The sequence below is a fragment of the Janthinobacterium sp. Mn2066 genome (genome assembly GCF_049319705.1).
GTDB lineage: Bacteria > Pseudomonadota > Gammaproteobacteria > Burkholderiales > Burkholderiaceae_D > Janthinobacterium.
In genome coordinates, this window is sequence record NZ_JBMOUF010000009.1 from 238,391 (window position 1) to 252,746 (window position 14,356).

The 14,356-nt window shown below is 63.8% G+C and carries 13 protein-coding genes; 8 read left to right on the forward strand and 5 right to left on the reverse strand.

Going from position 1 to position 14,356, the window contains the following annotated elements; translation table 11 throughout:
- Positions 1-53: 53 nt before the first annotated feature.
- The gene (locus ACL9RI_RS19225; RefSeq protein WP_422728098.1) at positions 54-689 is read left to right on the forward strand and encodes an NAD(P)H oxidoreductase; all 636 of its coding nucleotides are present in this window, start codon (positions 54-56) and stop codon (positions 687-689) included.
- A 97-nt stretch (positions 690-786) separates the two neighbouring features.
- Positions 787-3,237 carry a DUF3772 domain-containing protein gene (locus ACL9RI_RS19230; protein ID WP_422728099.1) on the forward strand — a complete coding sequence of 817 codons (2,451 nt, stop codon included), beginning with the start codon at positions 787-789 and terminating at the stop codon, positions 3,235-3,237.
- A 6-nt stretch (positions 3,238-3,243) separates the two neighbouring features.
- Here ACL9RI_RS19230 and ACL9RI_RS19235 read toward each other — a convergent pair whose 3' ends face one another.
- A complete protein-coding gene (locus ACL9RI_RS19235) occupies positions 3,244-3,741 on the reverse strand; it encodes a DUF2938 domain-containing protein (RefSeq protein ID WP_422728100.1) in 498 nt (165 codons plus the stop codon).
- Between the two features lie 64 nt (positions 3,742-3,805).
- Here ACL9RI_RS19235 and ACL9RI_RS19240 point away from each other — a divergent pair, with 64 nt between their 5' ends.
- The 4 genes from ACL9RI_RS19240 (at position 3,806) to ACL9RI_RS19255 (ending at position 8,456) form a co-directional block, all read left to right on the forward strand.
- Entirely contained in the window at positions 3,806-4,447 is a 642-nt protein-coding gene (locus tag ACL9RI_RS19240; RefSeq protein WP_422728101.1) for an ArsR/SmtB family transcription factor, read from the forward strand.
- A 229-nt stretch (positions 4,448-4,676) separates the two neighbouring features.
- Positions 4,677-5,606 carry an alpha/beta fold hydrolase gene (locus ACL9RI_RS19245; RefSeq protein WP_422728132.1) on the forward strand — a complete coding sequence of 310 codons (930 nt, stop codon included), beginning with the start codon at positions 4,677-4,679 and terminating at the stop codon, positions 5,604-5,606.
- A 100-nt stretch (positions 5,607-5,706) separates the two neighbouring features.
- Entirely contained in the window at positions 5,707-7,422 is a 1,716-nt protein-coding gene (locus ACL9RI_RS19250) for an NAD+ synthase (protein ID WP_422728102.1), read from the forward strand.
- The gene (locus ACL9RI_RS19255) at positions 7,419-8,456 is read left to right on the forward strand and encodes a bifunctional nicotinamide-nucleotide adenylyltransferase/Nudix hydroxylase (RefSeq protein WP_422728103.1); all 1,038 of its coding nucleotides are present in this window, start codon (positions 7,419-7,421) and stop codon (positions 8,454-8,456) included. Before ACL9RI_RS19250 ends, ACL9RI_RS19255 begins: the two co-directional genes overlap by 4 nt.
- Positions 8,457-8,458: 2 nt before the next feature.
- On the opposite strand, the gene ACL9RI_RS19260 is transcribed toward ACL9RI_RS19255, so the two are convergent.
- The 4 genes from ACL9RI_RS19260 to ACL9RI_RS19275 all read right to left on the reverse strand — a co-directional run bounded on the left by ACL9RI_RS19260 (position 8,459) and on the right by ACL9RI_RS19275 (position 12,423).
- Positions 8,459-9,349: a hypothetical protein gene (locus tag ACL9RI_RS19260; RefSeq protein WP_422728104.1), complete on the reverse strand. Its 891-nt coding sequence runs from the start codon at positions 9,347-9,349 to the stop codon at positions 8,459-8,461.
- Positions 9,350-9,510: 161 nt separating this feature from the next.
- Positions 9,511-10,401: an alpha/beta fold hydrolase gene (locus ACL9RI_RS19265; RefSeq protein WP_422728105.1), complete on the reverse strand. Its 891-nt coding sequence runs from the start codon at positions 10,399-10,401 to the stop codon at positions 9,511-9,513.
- A 125-nt stretch (positions 10,402-10,526) separates the two neighbouring features.
- Entirely contained in the window at positions 10,527-11,444 is a 918-nt protein-coding gene (gene gcvA / locus ACL9RI_RS19270; protein ID WP_422728106.1) for a transcriptional regulator GcvA, read from the reverse strand.
- Positions 11,445-11,508: 64 nt separating this feature from the next.
- Positions 11,509-12,423: a LysR family transcriptional regulator gene (locus tag ACL9RI_RS19275; RefSeq protein ID WP_422728107.1), complete on the reverse strand. Its 915-nt coding sequence runs from the start codon at positions 12,421-12,423 to the stop codon at positions 11,509-11,511.
- Positions 12,424-12,538: 115 nt separating this feature from the next.
- On the opposite strand from ACL9RI_RS19275, the gene ACL9RI_RS19280 reads away from it, so the two are divergent.
- The gene (locus tag ACL9RI_RS19280) at positions 12,539-13,948 is read left to right on the forward strand and encodes an MFS transporter (protein ID WP_422728108.1); all 1,410 of its coding nucleotides are present in this window, start codon (positions 12,539-12,541) and stop codon (positions 13,946-13,948) included.
- Positions 13,945-14,343, forward strand: a complete 399-nt coding sequence (locus ACL9RI_RS19285; RefSeq protein ID WP_422728109.1) for a DUF4440 domain-containing protein — start codon at positions 13,945-13,947, stop codon at positions 14,341-14,343. Before ACL9RI_RS19280 ends, ACL9RI_RS19285 begins: the two co-directional genes overlap by 4 nt.
- Positions 14,344-14,356 lie beyond the last annotated feature (13 nt).

Below are 14,356 nucleotides of genomic sequence, written 5' to 3' on the forward strand. Positions count from 1 at the left end.
TCCTCAAGCGCTATTCTGCAGCTTCTCCGTGATTGCATTGAAAGGAAAGCACTATGTCATCCACCCAAGATAGCCCGAAAAAAAAGTCCCGCGCCTACCTGATCTGGACCCATCCGCGCGCCGATTCGCTCACTGCTCAAGTGGTGGCCGGCATCAAGCAAGAGTTGCAGCACCGTGATGTGGAGGTGCAGGAACTCGACCTGTACCGTCACGGCTTCAATCCCGTGCTGGGTGTCGAGGACGAGCCGGATTGGAGCAACCCTGACAAGCGCTACAGCGGGGAAGTGATGGAACTGGCCGCTGCGCTGCAGGGTTCGGATTTCGGCATCGTCGTGTTTCCCCTGTGGTGGTACGGCATGCCGGCCATGCTCAAGGGATATCTGGACCGCGTCTGGAACTATGGCCTGACGTATGGCGCCGGGCGTACCTTGCCGTTTTCAAAATTGCGCTGGATCACCCTGGTCGGTGGTGGGCAGCAAGAATTCGAAGGCTGGGGCAATCCTGACAATATGCGCCATTTGCTCAATGGTTCGATTGCCGGCTATGGCGGCGTCAAGGATGCCGAGATCGAATTTATCTACAACACCATCGGACCGGAAGAAGGTGTCGATGCTGCCGAGCATTATGCTGCACTGATCGCCCAGGCCCGCACGGCCATGGCGCGCATGCTGGCGCCAGTTGAAGACTAGGGACTAGAGAGTCTGGAAAGATTGCCGCACGAAAATCTCTATCGTGTGAGACAGGAGTGCGCTAGTCTCTCGCTTATTGATCTGGCGATAGAACTGCATGATTTCTTTCCGTACCCCCCCTTCCCACTCCCCTGGTGCGCGCTGCCTCTGGCGCGGCGCGCTGCTGCCCCTGATGTTGTCGCTGCTGCTGGCCTTGGCGGCCCCGCCTGGCTGGGCGCAGCCGACGGATGACGCCGCCTCGGCCGACCAGAGTCTCGATGTCTTGCGCAAGCAGATTACGACGATCCAGAAAACCCTCGATGGCGATGCCGACGTGCCCGATGCGGCCCTGTCGCAAATGAAGGCCGATGCACTGGCGGCCAGCGCCGAGGCCGATAAGCTGGCCGCCTCGCTGGCGCCCGACCTGGCCAGCGTGAAGGCGCGCCTGGCCGAGCTGGGCACGCCGGCGGCGGGCACCAAGGATGCGCCCGACGTGGCGGCGCAGCGCAGCCAGCTGGACAAGGCCAGCAGCGCACTCGATGCGCAGGTGAAACTGGCGCGGCTGCTGTCGGTCGAGGCCACGCAGGCATCGGAGCAAGTATCGACCGTGCGCCGCGCGCAATTGCAGGCGCGCCTGGGCGAGCGCACGGCGTCGATACTGGCCGGTTCTTTCTGGAAACAGCTGCACGGGGAATTGCCGCAGAATTTGCAGCGTTTGCAAACCCTGGGCAAGGAATTGAGCGATGCGGCACGCCAGACGCCGCTGTCCGCCTGGGGCGGCATCCTGGCCGGCATGGCGCTGGTGATCGCTGCCAGCCTGTGGACTTCGCGTTATCTGCTGGTGGTGACGGCCACCCGCGTGCCGCATGGCCGCCTGCGCCGCTCGCTGCATGCGCTGGCCGTGATTTTACTGGCACTGGCCACGCCAGGCCTGATCGCCGAATTGCTGGCGCTGGGCTTGCGCTGGGATGACAACCTGTCCGACAAGACGAACGCCTTCTTGAGCAGCCTGATCGGCATTATCTGTTTTGCCGGTTTCACGGCTGGGCTGGGCCACGCGCTGCTGTCCGCCAAGCGCGCTTCGTGGCGCCTGTTGCCGCTGTCCGATGCGCTGGCGCTGCGCATGCGCCGCTATCCGGGCGTGTTTGCCTTCGTGGTGGTGATCGTCTGGGCCACGGAACGCATCACCATCGTCATCAATGCCGGGCTGTCGACGGCGGTGGCCGTCAATTGCATCGTGGCCCTGCTGCTGGGCCTGACGGTGGCGTTCGGCTTGCTGCGCGCCGAGCGCTGCTGGCGCCGCGTGCAGGCGGCCGACCCCGCTGCACCCGTCACGCCGTTGTGGCTGCGCGGCGTGGTGCTGCTGTTGTGGCTGACCCTGGCAGCTAGCCTGATCAGCCTGCTGGTCGGTTATGTGGCGTTCGGCAGCTTTGTCGCCAAGCAAATCGCCTGGGTCATCGTGGTGGTTTGCAGTACCTATCTGCTGACGGTGCTGATCGACGATATCTGCATGTTGCTGGCGTCCACTCCGCCACCGCCGGACGCCGAGCATCCCGTGCTGGCCACGCCCAAGGCGCGCGACCAGGCGGCAGTGTTGTTGTCGGGCATAGGCCGCGCCATCACCGTGCTGCTGGCGCTGATGCTGTTGCTGGCGCCATTTGGCGAAGGACCGGGCGAACTGTTCCATCGCGTGGGCAAGCTGCAGGATGGCCTGGCCATCGGCGAAGTGGCGATCCGTCCTGCCGCCGTGATCCAGGCGCTGCTGGTGCTGGTGCTGGCGTATGTCGGCATCGGCCTGTTCAAGCGCTGGCTGCAAAACAGTTATTTGCCGACCACCAGCCTCGATGCGGGCATGCAAGTGTCCTTTTTGACCCTGTTCGGTTATGCCGGTGGCGTGACGGCCGTGGCGCTGGCCCTGTCGGCGGCCGGCATCGGCCTGGAACGCATCGCATGGGTGGCGTCGGCCTTGTCGGTGGGGATCGGTTTTGGCTTGCAGGCGGTGGTGCAAAACTTTGTCTCGGGCTTGATTCTGCTGGCCGAGCGGCCCGTGAAAGTGGGCGACTGGGTTTCGCTGGGCGGCGTGGAAGGCGATATCCGCCGCATCAATGTGCGCGCCACGGAAATCCAGATGGGCGACCGTTCCACGGTGATCGTGCCGAACTCGGAATTCATCACGAAAACGGTGCGTAACGTGACGCTGGCCAGCCCGCTGGGCCTGGTGCAAATCAAGCTGCCCTTGCCGCTGTCTACCGATGCGGAAGCGGCGCGCGCGCTGATCCTGGCGACCTTTGTCGATCACCCCGACATACTCGATACGCCGGCGCCCAGCGTGCAGCTGGACGGCATCGACAATAGCTATCTGACCTTCAACGCGACCGGCTACGCCGCCTCGCCGCGCTTGAGCTACGGCATCCGCAGCAGCCTGCTGTTCGAGCTGCTCAAGCGTCTGCGCGCGGCGGACATGCCGATTTCCAAGCCCAGCACCATGGTGCTCAGTACCGTGCCTGCCACCTCGGCCGTTGCGCCGGAGCCTGTGCCAGCTCCTCCCGTGCCACCTTTGACCAGCTAATTGACCCTAGCGCACGGTCGCCCACAGCGTTGCCGCCAGGTACAGGCCGATGCCGAAGGCGGCGTGCGACATCAGGCTGCGCAGGCGGGCGGCGCCCGGATGGGGCGTCTTGCTGGCGGCGATGCCGGCGCCCATGCCGGGCTGCAGGATCAAAAACGGCGCCGCCACGCTGAGCACGCCCATCAGCAGCGCCGGGACCAGGCTGGGCTGCTCCGCCCAGCCATTGCCGACCAGCGCCAGCAGGATCGCCGCAAACAGCACGCCGATGGCGTAATGGGCCGTCCAGCCCAGCACGGCTTCATCGCGCACCGGTGCGGCCTGGGCGATCGATGCATGGGTGAAAGTGCCATGCGGCAGGTGACCCAGCCAGCGGCCCACCATTGCATAGTTCAGCGAAGGCAGGCACCAGAAACGTTTTAACGCCGCCGCCCACAGATCCATCACGATGGTTGCGCCGATACCGATTGCCAGCGCATCGGCTGTCAGTTGCCATCCAGTTTGCATGTGTGATCCACCTATAACATTCAAGAGATTGCTTGAATGTTATAGGGGTGCTAGCATTGTGTCAATGAAGAATGCCGATACCGAATTGCTGACCACCCCTGCCGACTTTGCCCGTATCCTGGGCAGTCCCCCGCGCCTGCTGCTGCTCGACCATCTCCGCCAGGGAGAATATGCGGTGGAGCAATTGGTGGAATTATCAAGCCTGTCCGTGGCGAATGCTTCGCAGCATTTGCAGCAGCTGCGCAAGGCGGGTTTTGTACAGGCGCGGCGCGACGGCAAGCGCGTGCTGTACCGCCTGGGCAGCGGTCCCATCGTGCCCTTGCTCAATGCCTTGAGCCTGTATGCCCAGCATCAGCAGGGCGAAATCGAGGCCTTGAAGCGGGGCGATCATGTGGAAGCGATCGCCCGCGACGAGCTGCTCGAACGCATACGCGAAGCCAGCATCACCGTGCTCGACGTGCGTCCCGCAGATGAATTTGCCGCCGGCCATGTGCCTGGCGCGATCAATATCCCGGCTGACGAATTGCAGCGCCGCCTGGCCGAACTGCCGCCAGACCAGGATATCGCCGCGTATTGCCGCGGTCCCTATTGCGTCTTGTCCGTGCAGGCGGTGGCGGCCCTGCGCCAGCATGGCTTGACCGCGCGCCGGCTCGACAGCGGTTTTGATGGCTGGCAGGCGTCGGGCTTGCCCGTGGCACAGGCATGAATTTCGCGGAAGGTTTCACGTGGAACCTTCAGGGGAAATTGATTACATCGTGTAATACCAGTAATGCGGGAAGCGGTCTTTATCAGCCGCCAGGGTAGACGTAGAGTGACGGGTTCACATTGCACCGGGACTTCATGCAAGACCGGATCTCACTGAAACCTATCCTTGGGAATTCACCATGCACCTGCAGCAAAACACATCGTCGCCCTCTGCACGGGCGGGCCTGCGTATGTTGAACCGATTCAAGCGCGCCGTGTGCGCCAGCCTGATCGCCACTGCCGCCCTGAGCGCCAGCATGCCGGCGCTGGCCCAGCCGATTCCTTATCCGGCCAGCTTCAAGACCGAGATCGTCAACGCCGATGGCGCCAGGCTGTATGTGCGCGTCGGCGGCAGCGGACCGGCCGTCGTGCTGATCCACGGCTTTGGCGATACGGGCGACATGTGGACGCCGCTGGCGGTTGCACTGGCGAAAGACCATCGGGTGATCGTGCCGGACCTGCGCGGCATGGGCCTGTCGTCCAAGCCAGCCGGCGGCTATGACAAGAAGACGCAGGCAGGCGATATCCGCGCCATCCTCGACCAGCTGGGCGTCGACCAGGCCGAGATCGTGGGCCACGACATCGGCACCATGGTCGCGTATGCGTATGCGGCCCGCTATCCCGGCAAGACCACGAAACTGGTGGTGATCGATGGTCCCGTGCCCGGCATCCCGCCCTGGAATGACATCGTGCGCCTGCCCGTGCTGTGGCATTTTGATTTCGGCGGTAAGGATGCGCTGCGCCTGGTGCATGGCCGCGAACGCATCTACCTGGACCGTTTCTGGAATGATTTTGCTGGCGATCCCCGCAAGATCGATGAAGGCACGCGCGCGCACTATGCGAAGCTGTACGCCCGTCCGGGCGCCATGCAGGCTGCTTTCGCCCAATTCCAGTCGGTGCGCAAGGATACGGAAGACAATGCGCAATGGATGAAGACCAAGCTGGCGATGCCCGTGCTGGCCGTGGGGGCGGAGAAATCCTTTGGGGCCAGCCAGGCGATTCAGATGCGCAACGCCGCAAGCGATGTCACGGAAGTGATCATTCCCGGCGCCGGCCACTGGCTGATGGAAGAGGCGCCTGCCGAAACCGTGAAGGCGGTGCAAGCTTTCCTGTCACCCTGACGCCAGAAGCCGCGAAGGCATTGCACGATTGCATCATCACGCGCATGGCGTTTTTCAGGCAGGATAGCAACTTGTGCCATTCGCTGAAGAAGGAAACACCATGCCCCATATCGCCATCGCCCAACTGAATTTCACGGTGGGCGATTTTGACGGCAACGCCGCCGCCATCATCGACCGCATGGGCCGCGCCAGCAAGGGCGGCGCGCAGATGGTGGTGTTTTCCGAGTTGTCGCTGTGCGCGTATTACCCGGGCGACCTGTTCGAAGATGCGGCCTTCCTGTACGGGCTGGAACAGGCGCTCGACACTGTGCTGCAGGCATCCAAACGCTGGCCGGCGCTGGTGACGGTGCTGGGCACGGCGCGCCGCAACCACGGTCCCGGCAAGCCGCTGCATAATGCGCTGCTGGCGATCCAGGACGGGCGCATCGTGGCCGAATACTACAAGCAGCTGCTGCCCACCTACGGCATCTTCGACGAAGGCCGCCATTTCGAACCGGGGCCAGCGACTGCCTGCACCTTGGACGTGGCCGGCACCAGAGTCGGCTTCATGATTTGCGAAGATGGCTGGAATGACAGCGGCCGCGATTACACCGTCAACCCGTTTGAAGCCTTGCACGCGGCGCGCCCGGACCTGATCGTCAGCATCAACGCCAGCCCGTCGGACATCGGCAAGCGGGCCTTGCGCCACGCCGTGTTTGGCGCCGCCTGCGCGCACCAGGACTTGCCGCTGCTGTTCGTCAACCAGGTGGGCGGCCAGGACCAGCTGGTGTTCGACGGCGCCTCGTTCGCCATCTCGCCGCAACAGGGGCTGCAGTTTGAAGCGGCCCGTTTCGTCGAAGACTTCCAGCTGCTGCGTTTTGACGGCGGCCGGTTTACCCGCACCGATGGCCAGCCGTTTCCCGTGCCCGATCCGGCTGGCATCCCCGCCGTGGAATTTGCCCGCCGCCAGATCGTGCTGGGTTTGCGCGACTATGCGCGCCGCTGCGGTTTCAAAAAGGTGGTCGTCGGCTGCTCGGGCGGCATCGATTCGGCCCTGACCCTGGCGCTGGCCGCCGAAGCGCTGGGCGCCGAGAACGTGGTGGGCATCACCATGCCGTCCGTGTTTTCCAGCGCCGGCTCCGTCACCGATTCCGTGGCCCTGTGCGCCAACCTGGGCATCACGCTTTACACCCACCCGATCCGCGACATCGTGGCCCAGTATGAAGCCGGTTATGCGGCCGCCTTCGATGGCAAGCTGCAGGGGCTGCCGCTGGAAAACCTGCAGGCACGCGTGCGCGGTACCATCCTGATGGAGTACTCGAATGCGTTTGGCGCGCTGCTGCTGACCACCGGCAACAAGAGTGAAATCTCGGTGGGCTACTGCACCCTGTATGGCGACACGAATGGCGGCCTGGGACTGATCGGCGACCTGTACAAGACGGAAGTGTTTACCCTGTCGCGCCATCTGAATGCCAGCGCCGGGCGCGAACTGATCCCCGTCGCCGTGCTGGACAAGCCGCCATCGGCCGAACTGGCGCCGGGCCAGCGCGACACCGACAGCTTGCCGCCCTACCCCGTGCTCGATGAAATTTTAAAATGGCATATCGAGGGCAAGCGCCTGCCGGCCGCCGAAAGCGGGCAAGCGCTGTGCTTTGTCGACCAGCTGCGCGAAACGGAAGATGGCCGGCGCCTGGTGACGCGTATACTGGGCCTGGTGGCGCGCAATGAATACAAGCGGCGCCAGGCGGCACCCATCATCCGCGTGCGTTCGCGCGCTTTCGGCAGCGGCCGGCAAATGCCGATCGCCGCCCACTACCCGACGGGAGACGAAGCATGAAAGACGCTTTTGATGCAGCCATCCTGATCGGCCGTTTTCAGCCGTTTCACAATGGCCATGCGGGTTTGCTGCGGGCGGCGCTGGCCACCGCGCCCACGGTGGTGGTGGTACTGGGCTCGGCCTTCCATGCGCGCAGTCCGAAGAATCCGTTCACCTGGCAGGAACGCGCCGCCATGATTGCCGCGACATTACCCGAAGCGCAGCGCGAGCGCGTGCGCTACGTGGCCGTGCGCGATTATTACGACGATACCTTGTGGGCCGATGCCGTGCGGCGTGCCGTGGCGGGCGCCGTGCCGAAGGTCCAGCGCGTGACCCTGGTGGCCTGCTTCAAGGACGCCACCAGCTATTATCTGCGCCACTTTCCCCAATGGCAGTTGCTGAACCAGGAAGTCGATGCGGGCGTGCCGATCGGTGCGACGGCCATCCGCAACGTGCTGTTCGAGGCGGAAAATATCGATGTCTCGCTGGGCGCCGTGGCGCAGCTGCTGCCACCGGCCATCAGCCAGTACCTGCGCGCCTGGACTTTGTTGCCGTGGTACCCGCCGCTGGTGCTGGAACACCGCGCCATCGAAGCGTATAAAACGCGCTGGAAGAGCGCGCCATATGCGCCCATCTTTTGCACCGTGGATGCGCTGGTGCAGACGGCGGGCCACGTGCTGCTGGTGCGGCGTGGCGGTTATCCGGGCAAGGATTTATGGGCCTTGCCCGGCGGTTTCCTGGAACCGCGTGAACGCCTGTTGCAGGGTGCGCTGCGCGAACTGGCCGAAGAAACCCAGCTGGGCGTGCTGGCGCCCACCCTGATCGAGGCGCTGGTGGGCGTGGCCGTGTTCGACCACCCCGACCGCAGCCAGCGCGGGCGCACCATCACCCATGCGCATTACTTCGATCTGCAGACTACGCAGCTGCCTTCCGTGACGGCGGCCGACGATGCGGCGCTGGCGCAATGGGTGCCGGTGGCTTCGCTGCTGGCGATGGAAGAGCAGTTCTTCGAGGACCATTTTCATATCCTCAACCACTTCCTGCAGCTGACCTAGGCTCAGGAAGTTACCCTTTCCCAGCCATGGCGCACGGCGGCCTTGAAGTTTTCCCAGGTGGACAGTGGATAGGTATGTTCCCACGTGGAACGTAATTCGGGTTCCACCTCGTCCCACCGCCGGCCCCGGTAGCTGTCGCTGCCCGCCATCGAGTGGCCGTAACGGTAGGCGGGGTCGTAGTCTTCAAAGCGGGCGCCGGTGTCCACATACGCCAGGTCCCAGTGGCGGCGGTAATACTGTTCATCGTCGTCATTGCTGCCAGGCAGATTGTCCGCGCGCGGATAGCTGCGCACGTTGCCTGTACGCAGATTGTCCGATGCGCCACCCCTTATGCCGGTATCGTCGCGGGCAAATTGCTGTGATGCACCGCTCAGATTGCCTTCCTGGGGAGCGGTGCCCAGCGGTGTCGTTTGCTGCAACCGGTCGCCGGACAGCGAGGATTGCTGGCTGCTGCTACCCCAGCCGCTGCTCAGATTGCTGCCGAGGTTGTCACTTCGGCCGCCGCCCACTTCGCCACCGGCGCGCCACCGTTCACCGTGTTCATCGATATTGATGGGGCCGAAGTCTTCCACGATATCGCTGGCGCGGTCGATCTCGGCGTCGCTGGCGCCAGACAGGGTCAGCACCACGTGGCCGCGTGCAATGGCTTCCGCATACACGTGGCGGTCTTCATGGCTGCCGAACATATCTGTAAAGAAATGCTTGATGCTGGCGACAAAACCGTCATCGTTACGGCTGGTATCGATGGCGCCGGCCGAGGCCGCTCCGCTGTAGTCGCTGCTGCTATCGTTGAGGCGGATCTTGTCGCCGGCATAGCCTGAAATGATGAGTTTCTGGCGCGCCTTTTCAGCCGCTTCCCGGTTGTCGAATACTGCCGCTAGTGTATGTGCCATGATGGTCTCCGATCGGTGAAGGATTGAGCTACAAACATCATTCGCTGAGGCCGCAGCCTGCCCGCCACGCACGGTGGCGTGGCGGGCAAAGCTGGCGGTTCATGGCCTTAGTCTAGGACGACAAACGCCTGTCTGTCGTTCGTTTGCCCTGGGAAATCGTTTCAGTTGTCTAGCACTGTTTCATGTGACAAGGCTTTATCGAGCAGGACCAGCATGGCTGCACCGATCTCTTGCGCATGGGTTTCCAGCGCGAAATGTCCCGTATCGAGCAGGCGCACTTCGGCCTGCGGATTGTCGCGCTGATAGGCATGCGCGCCGGGCGGAATGAAGAAGGGATCGTGGCGGCCCCAGATCACCAGGGTGGGCGGCTGCCAGTCGCGGAAAAACTGCTGGAAGCGCGGATACAGGTCCAGGTTGGATGCATAGTCGAGGAACAGGTCGAGCTGGATTTCGGCGTTGCCCGGCCGCGCCATCAGGGCCGCATCGAGGTGATACGCTTCCGGCGCCACCTGGCTGGCGTCCGGCGCGCCATGCGTGTATTGCCAGCGGGTGGCTTCCAGTTCCAGGAAGGGGCGGATGGCGTCGCGGTTGGCCACACTGGGATCGGCCCAGTAGCGGCGGATCGGCTCCCAGGCATCGCCCAGCCCTTCCAGGTAGGCATTGCCGTTCTGCGACACGAACGCCGTCACGCGCTGCGGCGCGTTCGCTGCCAGGCGCAAGCCCACGGGCGCGCCGTAATCGAAGACGTACAGCGCGTAACTGCTCAGCGACAGCGCCTGCACGAACGCTTCCATGGTGGCCGCCAGCGCGTCGAAGCGGTAGACATACCCGCGCTCGACGGGCACGCTGGTAAAGCCAAAACCGGGCAAGTCGGGCGCGATCACGCGGTAGCGCGTGGCCAGTTGCGGGATCAGCTCGCGGTACATATGCGAGGACGAGGGAAAGCCGTGCAGCAGCAGGACGACTGGCGCGTCTAGCGGGCCGGCGGCGCGGTAAAAGACATCGACGCCATCGGCGCGGATAGTGTGAAAGCTGACTTGGGTAGTGGACATGGTGTGTTCCGGAGTGGCGGCGGCGCGGCTGCGCTGCCCATGCACACACTATCGCTGCCCGGGAGGGCGCCGGCAAACCAGATGATGTGCGCCGCAGCCATAGAAAAACTATGCCGGTATCAGTATCAGGCAGGCGCTGCTTCGGCCAGCAGCCAGTCGCGGAAGGCGGCGATGGCCGGCCGCTGGAAGGTCTCGGCGCGGGCCACGATGTAGTAGGCGAATGCGCAGGGCAGCGCAGGACCGAACGGACGCACCAGGCGGCCATCGGCCAGGTCTTTTTCCACCAGCATGCTGCGCCCCAGCGCCACGCCGCTGCCAGCGATGGCCGCCTGCATGACGGCGGCCGAATCGTTGATCTGCAGTCCGCGCTCGGCGTCGATACTGTGGCTGTTCACGCCCGCATACGCCAGCCAGCTGCGCCAGCTGGGGTAGACGGGATGGCCGCGCATCGAGACGTCGTGGATCAGCGCGTGGTGGCGCAGGTCGGCCACGCTGCGCAGCGGATGTTCGCCGTTCAGCAGGGTTGGGCTGCAGATGGGGAAGAAGTCGTCGCCGGCCAGGCGCGTGGCCACCAGGCCGTCCCAGTGCCCGCTGCCATAGCGGATGCCGACATCGACCTGGCCATGGTTGAAATCGACCAGGCGGCCATTCGTGTCGACCAGCAGATCGTACTGTGGATAACTGGCCTGGAAGCGTTCCAGCCTGGCCAGCAGCCATTTGTCGGCAAAGGACGGCGGCACCGTCAGTGCGATGCTGCCATGTTCGCCATTGTGTTTGACGCGGGCGACGGCGGCCGACAGCAAGTCGAAGCCCGCCTGCAAATCGGGCAGCATCAGGCTGGCCTGCGGCGTCAGTTCCAGGCGCGCGGCCCCGCTTTGCGAACGCAAGAACAATGGCGTGCCCAGCGCCTGTTCCAGGCTGCGCACCAGCTGGCCCACGGCGGCTGGCGTGACGTGCAATTCCTCGGCTGCCCGCACATAACTGCGGTGGCGGGCCGCCGCTTCAAAGGCGCGCAAGGCGTTCAGGTGATTCGGTGCGCGCATGGTGTATGGCTGGCGTGATGACGGTCTGGAGATCTGGCGATGATGGCAGTTGGCCGGGACAGCGTCAACCGCCCTCGCCTGCCGGCTCACCGACGAAGGCGCGCAAAAAGTCGATAAAGGCGCGCACCTTCTCAGGGATATGCTGGGTGTTCGGATACACGGCGTACACGCCCTGCTGCGGAAACACCACGTCGGGCAGCAGATGGCGCAGCCGGCCGGCCCGCACCTCGCCCGCCACTTGCCAGTCGGGCAGCAGCGCCACGCCGCAGCCGCCCAGCGCAAAGCCCAGCAGCGCCGAGGCGGAATCCGATTGCATCAGCGCTTCTTCCTGCGCGGCGAAGGTGGCAGGACCGGTGGGCGTCTGCACGTCCCAGCGCAAGGGGGATGGCAACCGGCTGTGCGCCAGCCAGCGCGCCTGCTGCAACTCGTCGAGGGTGGCGATGGCCCGGCCGGGGCGGCTGGCCAGATAGGCGGGCGAGGCGACGGGCCAGATCGCGTAATGCTCCACCAGCGAAGCGCGGTAGCTCGAATCGTTCAATGAACCCATGCGGATGGCCACGTCGTAGCGCCCGGAAATCAGGTCTTCATGCGAGGAGGATGAAGAATGCTGGATCTGCAGTTGCGGGTGGGCGGCGGCAAACGCAATCAGCGCGGGCACCACGGTGCGGCTGCCGTATTCGACGGTGGTCGTGATGCGCAGGGTGCCACGCAAGCCCTGGTGGCCCTGGCGCGCCGTTTCGATGGCGCCGTGCGCTTCGCCCAGCACGCGCTGGCAATCTTCATAAAAGCGCCGCCCCACGTCGGTCAGGGCCAGGCTGCGCGTGCTGCGGGTCAGCAGCGACACCCCCAGTTCCGCTTCCAGCTGTTTTAAATTGAAGCTGACTACGGCCTTGCTCTGGCCCAGCACGGCGGCGGCGGCTGTGAGCGAACCGGCATCCACGATGGCGATAAAAATGGCAAGGCGGTCGAGACTGATCATGGCGGAAGTAAGTCGTCTGGCGTTTGTCAAAATATTTTTGACAGTGTAATCGGGGCTGGCACCTTACGCAAATGCTGTGTGGCGCTTAAGCTGGGTCTTTGCCATCGGAAGCATCATGGAGTATCGCAAAAAGGTTGCAGCCATCTATCTGCTGGGTTTTTTCGTCGACCTGGTCAATATGTTCATCACCACTGTCGCCTATCCCGGCATCGGCCATGCATTCGGCGCATCGGTGGCGCAACTGGCCTGGATCAGCACCGCCTACATCCTCGGCCTGACCATCGTGATCCCCGCCAGCGCATGGCTTGCTGCTTATTATGGCAGCAAAACCGTGTTTATAAGCTCCTTGCTGATCTTTTTGTGCGCCAGTGCCGGCGCCGGCCTGGCGCAGTCCATCGAAGCGCTGATCGCCTGGCGTTTGCTGCAGGGACTGGGTGGCGGTTTGCTGATCCCGCTGGGACAAAGCATGACGTATCAACTGTATGCACCCGCCGAGCGCCCCGGCCTGTCGTCCGTCATCATGCTGGTGGGCTTGCTGGCCCCTGCCCTGTCGCCAGCCCTGGGCGGCCTGATCGTCGACAGCCTGTCCTGGCGCGCCATCTTTTATCTGAACCTGCCGTTTGCCGCGCTGGCCTTGCTGCTGGCGGCCCGCTGGCTGCGCGCCGATCCGCCGCGTACCGCACCGCCCCCGCTGGACCTGGCTGGCCTGCTGGCAGGCAGCGCGGCGATCAGCTTGCTGTTGCTGGGCCTGAGCATGCTGGGGTCTCCTGGTGACGTGACCACAGGTGCCGCAGTGCTGGCGCTGGGGGCCGTGTGCGCCGTCGTCTATGTGCGCGGTGCCTTGAAAAAACCGGCGCCGCTGCTTAATCTGCGGCTGGTGGCCGAACCGCTGCTGCGCATTTCCATGCTGATGTATCTGCTGGTGCCCGGTGTCTTCATGGGCGTGAGCCTGCTGGCCATGCTGTATTTGCAGGGCGTGCTGGGCATGACGGCGTCGATGGCGGGTAGCCTGATGCTGCCGTGGGCGATCGCTTCCTTTGCTGCCATTTCGCTGACGGGGAAAAGTTATCGCAGGGTGGGGCCACGGCCCCTGTTTATCGCTGGCGCGCTGCTGCAAGCGGCGGGCATGCTGATGTTATTGCGCGTCGATGCCGCCAGCCAGATGGCGTGGCTGGCCGGCGCCTATGCGGTGATGGGTTTTGGCGGCGCCCTGTGCAGCAGCACGGCGCAAAGCACGGCATTTTTACGCATCGTCGATAGTCAATTAAGCCAGGCCAGCGCCGTGTGGAATATCAACCGCCAGCTGGGTTTTTGCCTCGGTGTCGCCGTGCTGGGCCTGCTGCTCAATTTGCTGCTGGCGCTGCACGGTATCGGCAGCCCGGAAGACCCTCGCGCAAGCATCGTTTTTCACTGGTGTTTTGCACTGGCCGCCGCCTCCTGCGTGCTGCCTTTGCTGCTGTGTGCGCGCATCGATAATCGCGCTGTATTACACCTTGTATTTCAACCTCAGGAAAGTAAAAAATGAACGATAACAATCCGTATTTCGATGACGTGATCGCGACCCATGTCCTGATCCGCCAGTGGCTCGGTGGCGAGGTCGCCGACCCTGCATTGTGCACCGATCTACTGGCCCGATTTTCACCCGATTATTCGATGGTGACTACCAGCGGCAAGCTGCTCGATCACGCCAGCCTGACGGCGTTTTTCAGTGGCGCTGGCGGCAGCCGTCCAGGCTTGAAAATCGAGATCGCCGACCAGCGTTTGATACAGCAAAGTGCGGCTGGTGCGACCGTGTCTTACCGCGAAATACAGTCGCTGCCCGGTGCGGAAATCACCGAGCGATTTTCAACGGTCGTGTATCAAAAAACGGCAGATGGCGCGCTGCTGTGGCGCCATCTGCACGAGACCTGGGCAGTGTAAATCAGGTACAAAA

Coding starts and splice junctions, on each gene's coding strand:
- ACL9RI_RS19275 (WP_422728107.1), bottom strand. CDS start 12,423: ATGATCAGTCTCGACCGCCTTGCCATTTTTATCGCCATCGTGGATGCC.
- ACL9RI_RS19245 (WP_422728132.1), top strand. CDS start 4,677: ATGTTGAACCGATTCAAGCGCGCCGTGTGCGCCAGCCTGATCGCCACT.
- ACL9RI_RS19255 (WP_422728103.1), top strand. CDS start 7,419: ATGAAAGACGCTTTTGATGCAGCCATCCTGATCGGCCGTTTTCAGCCG.
- ACL9RI_RS19235 (WP_422728100.1), bottom strand. CDS start 3,741: ATGCAAACTGGATGGCAACTGACAGCCGATGCGCTGGCAATCGGTATC.
- ACL9RI_RS19260 (WP_422728104.1), bottom strand. CDS start 9,349: ATGGCACATACACTAGCGGCAGTATTCGACAACCGGGAAGCGGCTGAA.
- ACL9RI_RS19280 (WP_422728108.1), top strand. CDS start 12,539: ATGGAGTATCGCAAAAAGGTTGCAGCCATCTATCTGCTGGGTTTTTTC.
- ACL9RI_RS19230 (WP_422728099.1), top strand. CDS start 787: ATGATTTCTTTCCGTACCCCCCCTTCCCACTCCCCTGGTGCGCGCTGC.
- ACL9RI_RS19285 (WP_422728109.1), top strand. CDS start 13,945: ATGAACGATAACAATCCGTATTTCGATGACGTGATCGCGACCCATGTC.
- ACL9RI_RS19250 (WP_422728102.1), top strand. CDS start 5,707: ATGCCCCATATCGCCATCGCCCAACTGAATTTCACGGTGGGCGATTTT.
- gcvA (WP_422728106.1), bottom strand. CDS start 11,444: ATGCGCGCACCGAATCACCTGAACGCCTTGCGCGCCTTTGAAGCGGCG.
- ACL9RI_RS19225 (WP_422728098.1), top strand. CDS start 54: ATGTCATCCACCCAAGATAGCCCGAAAAAAAAGTCCCGCGCCTACCTG.
- ACL9RI_RS19240 (WP_422728101.1), top strand. CDS start 3,806: ATGAAGAATGCCGATACCGAATTGCTGACCACCCCTGCCGACTTTGCC.
- ACL9RI_RS19265 (WP_422728105.1), bottom strand. CDS start 10,401: ATGTCCACTACCCAAGTCAGCTTTCACACTATCCGCGCCGATGGCGTC.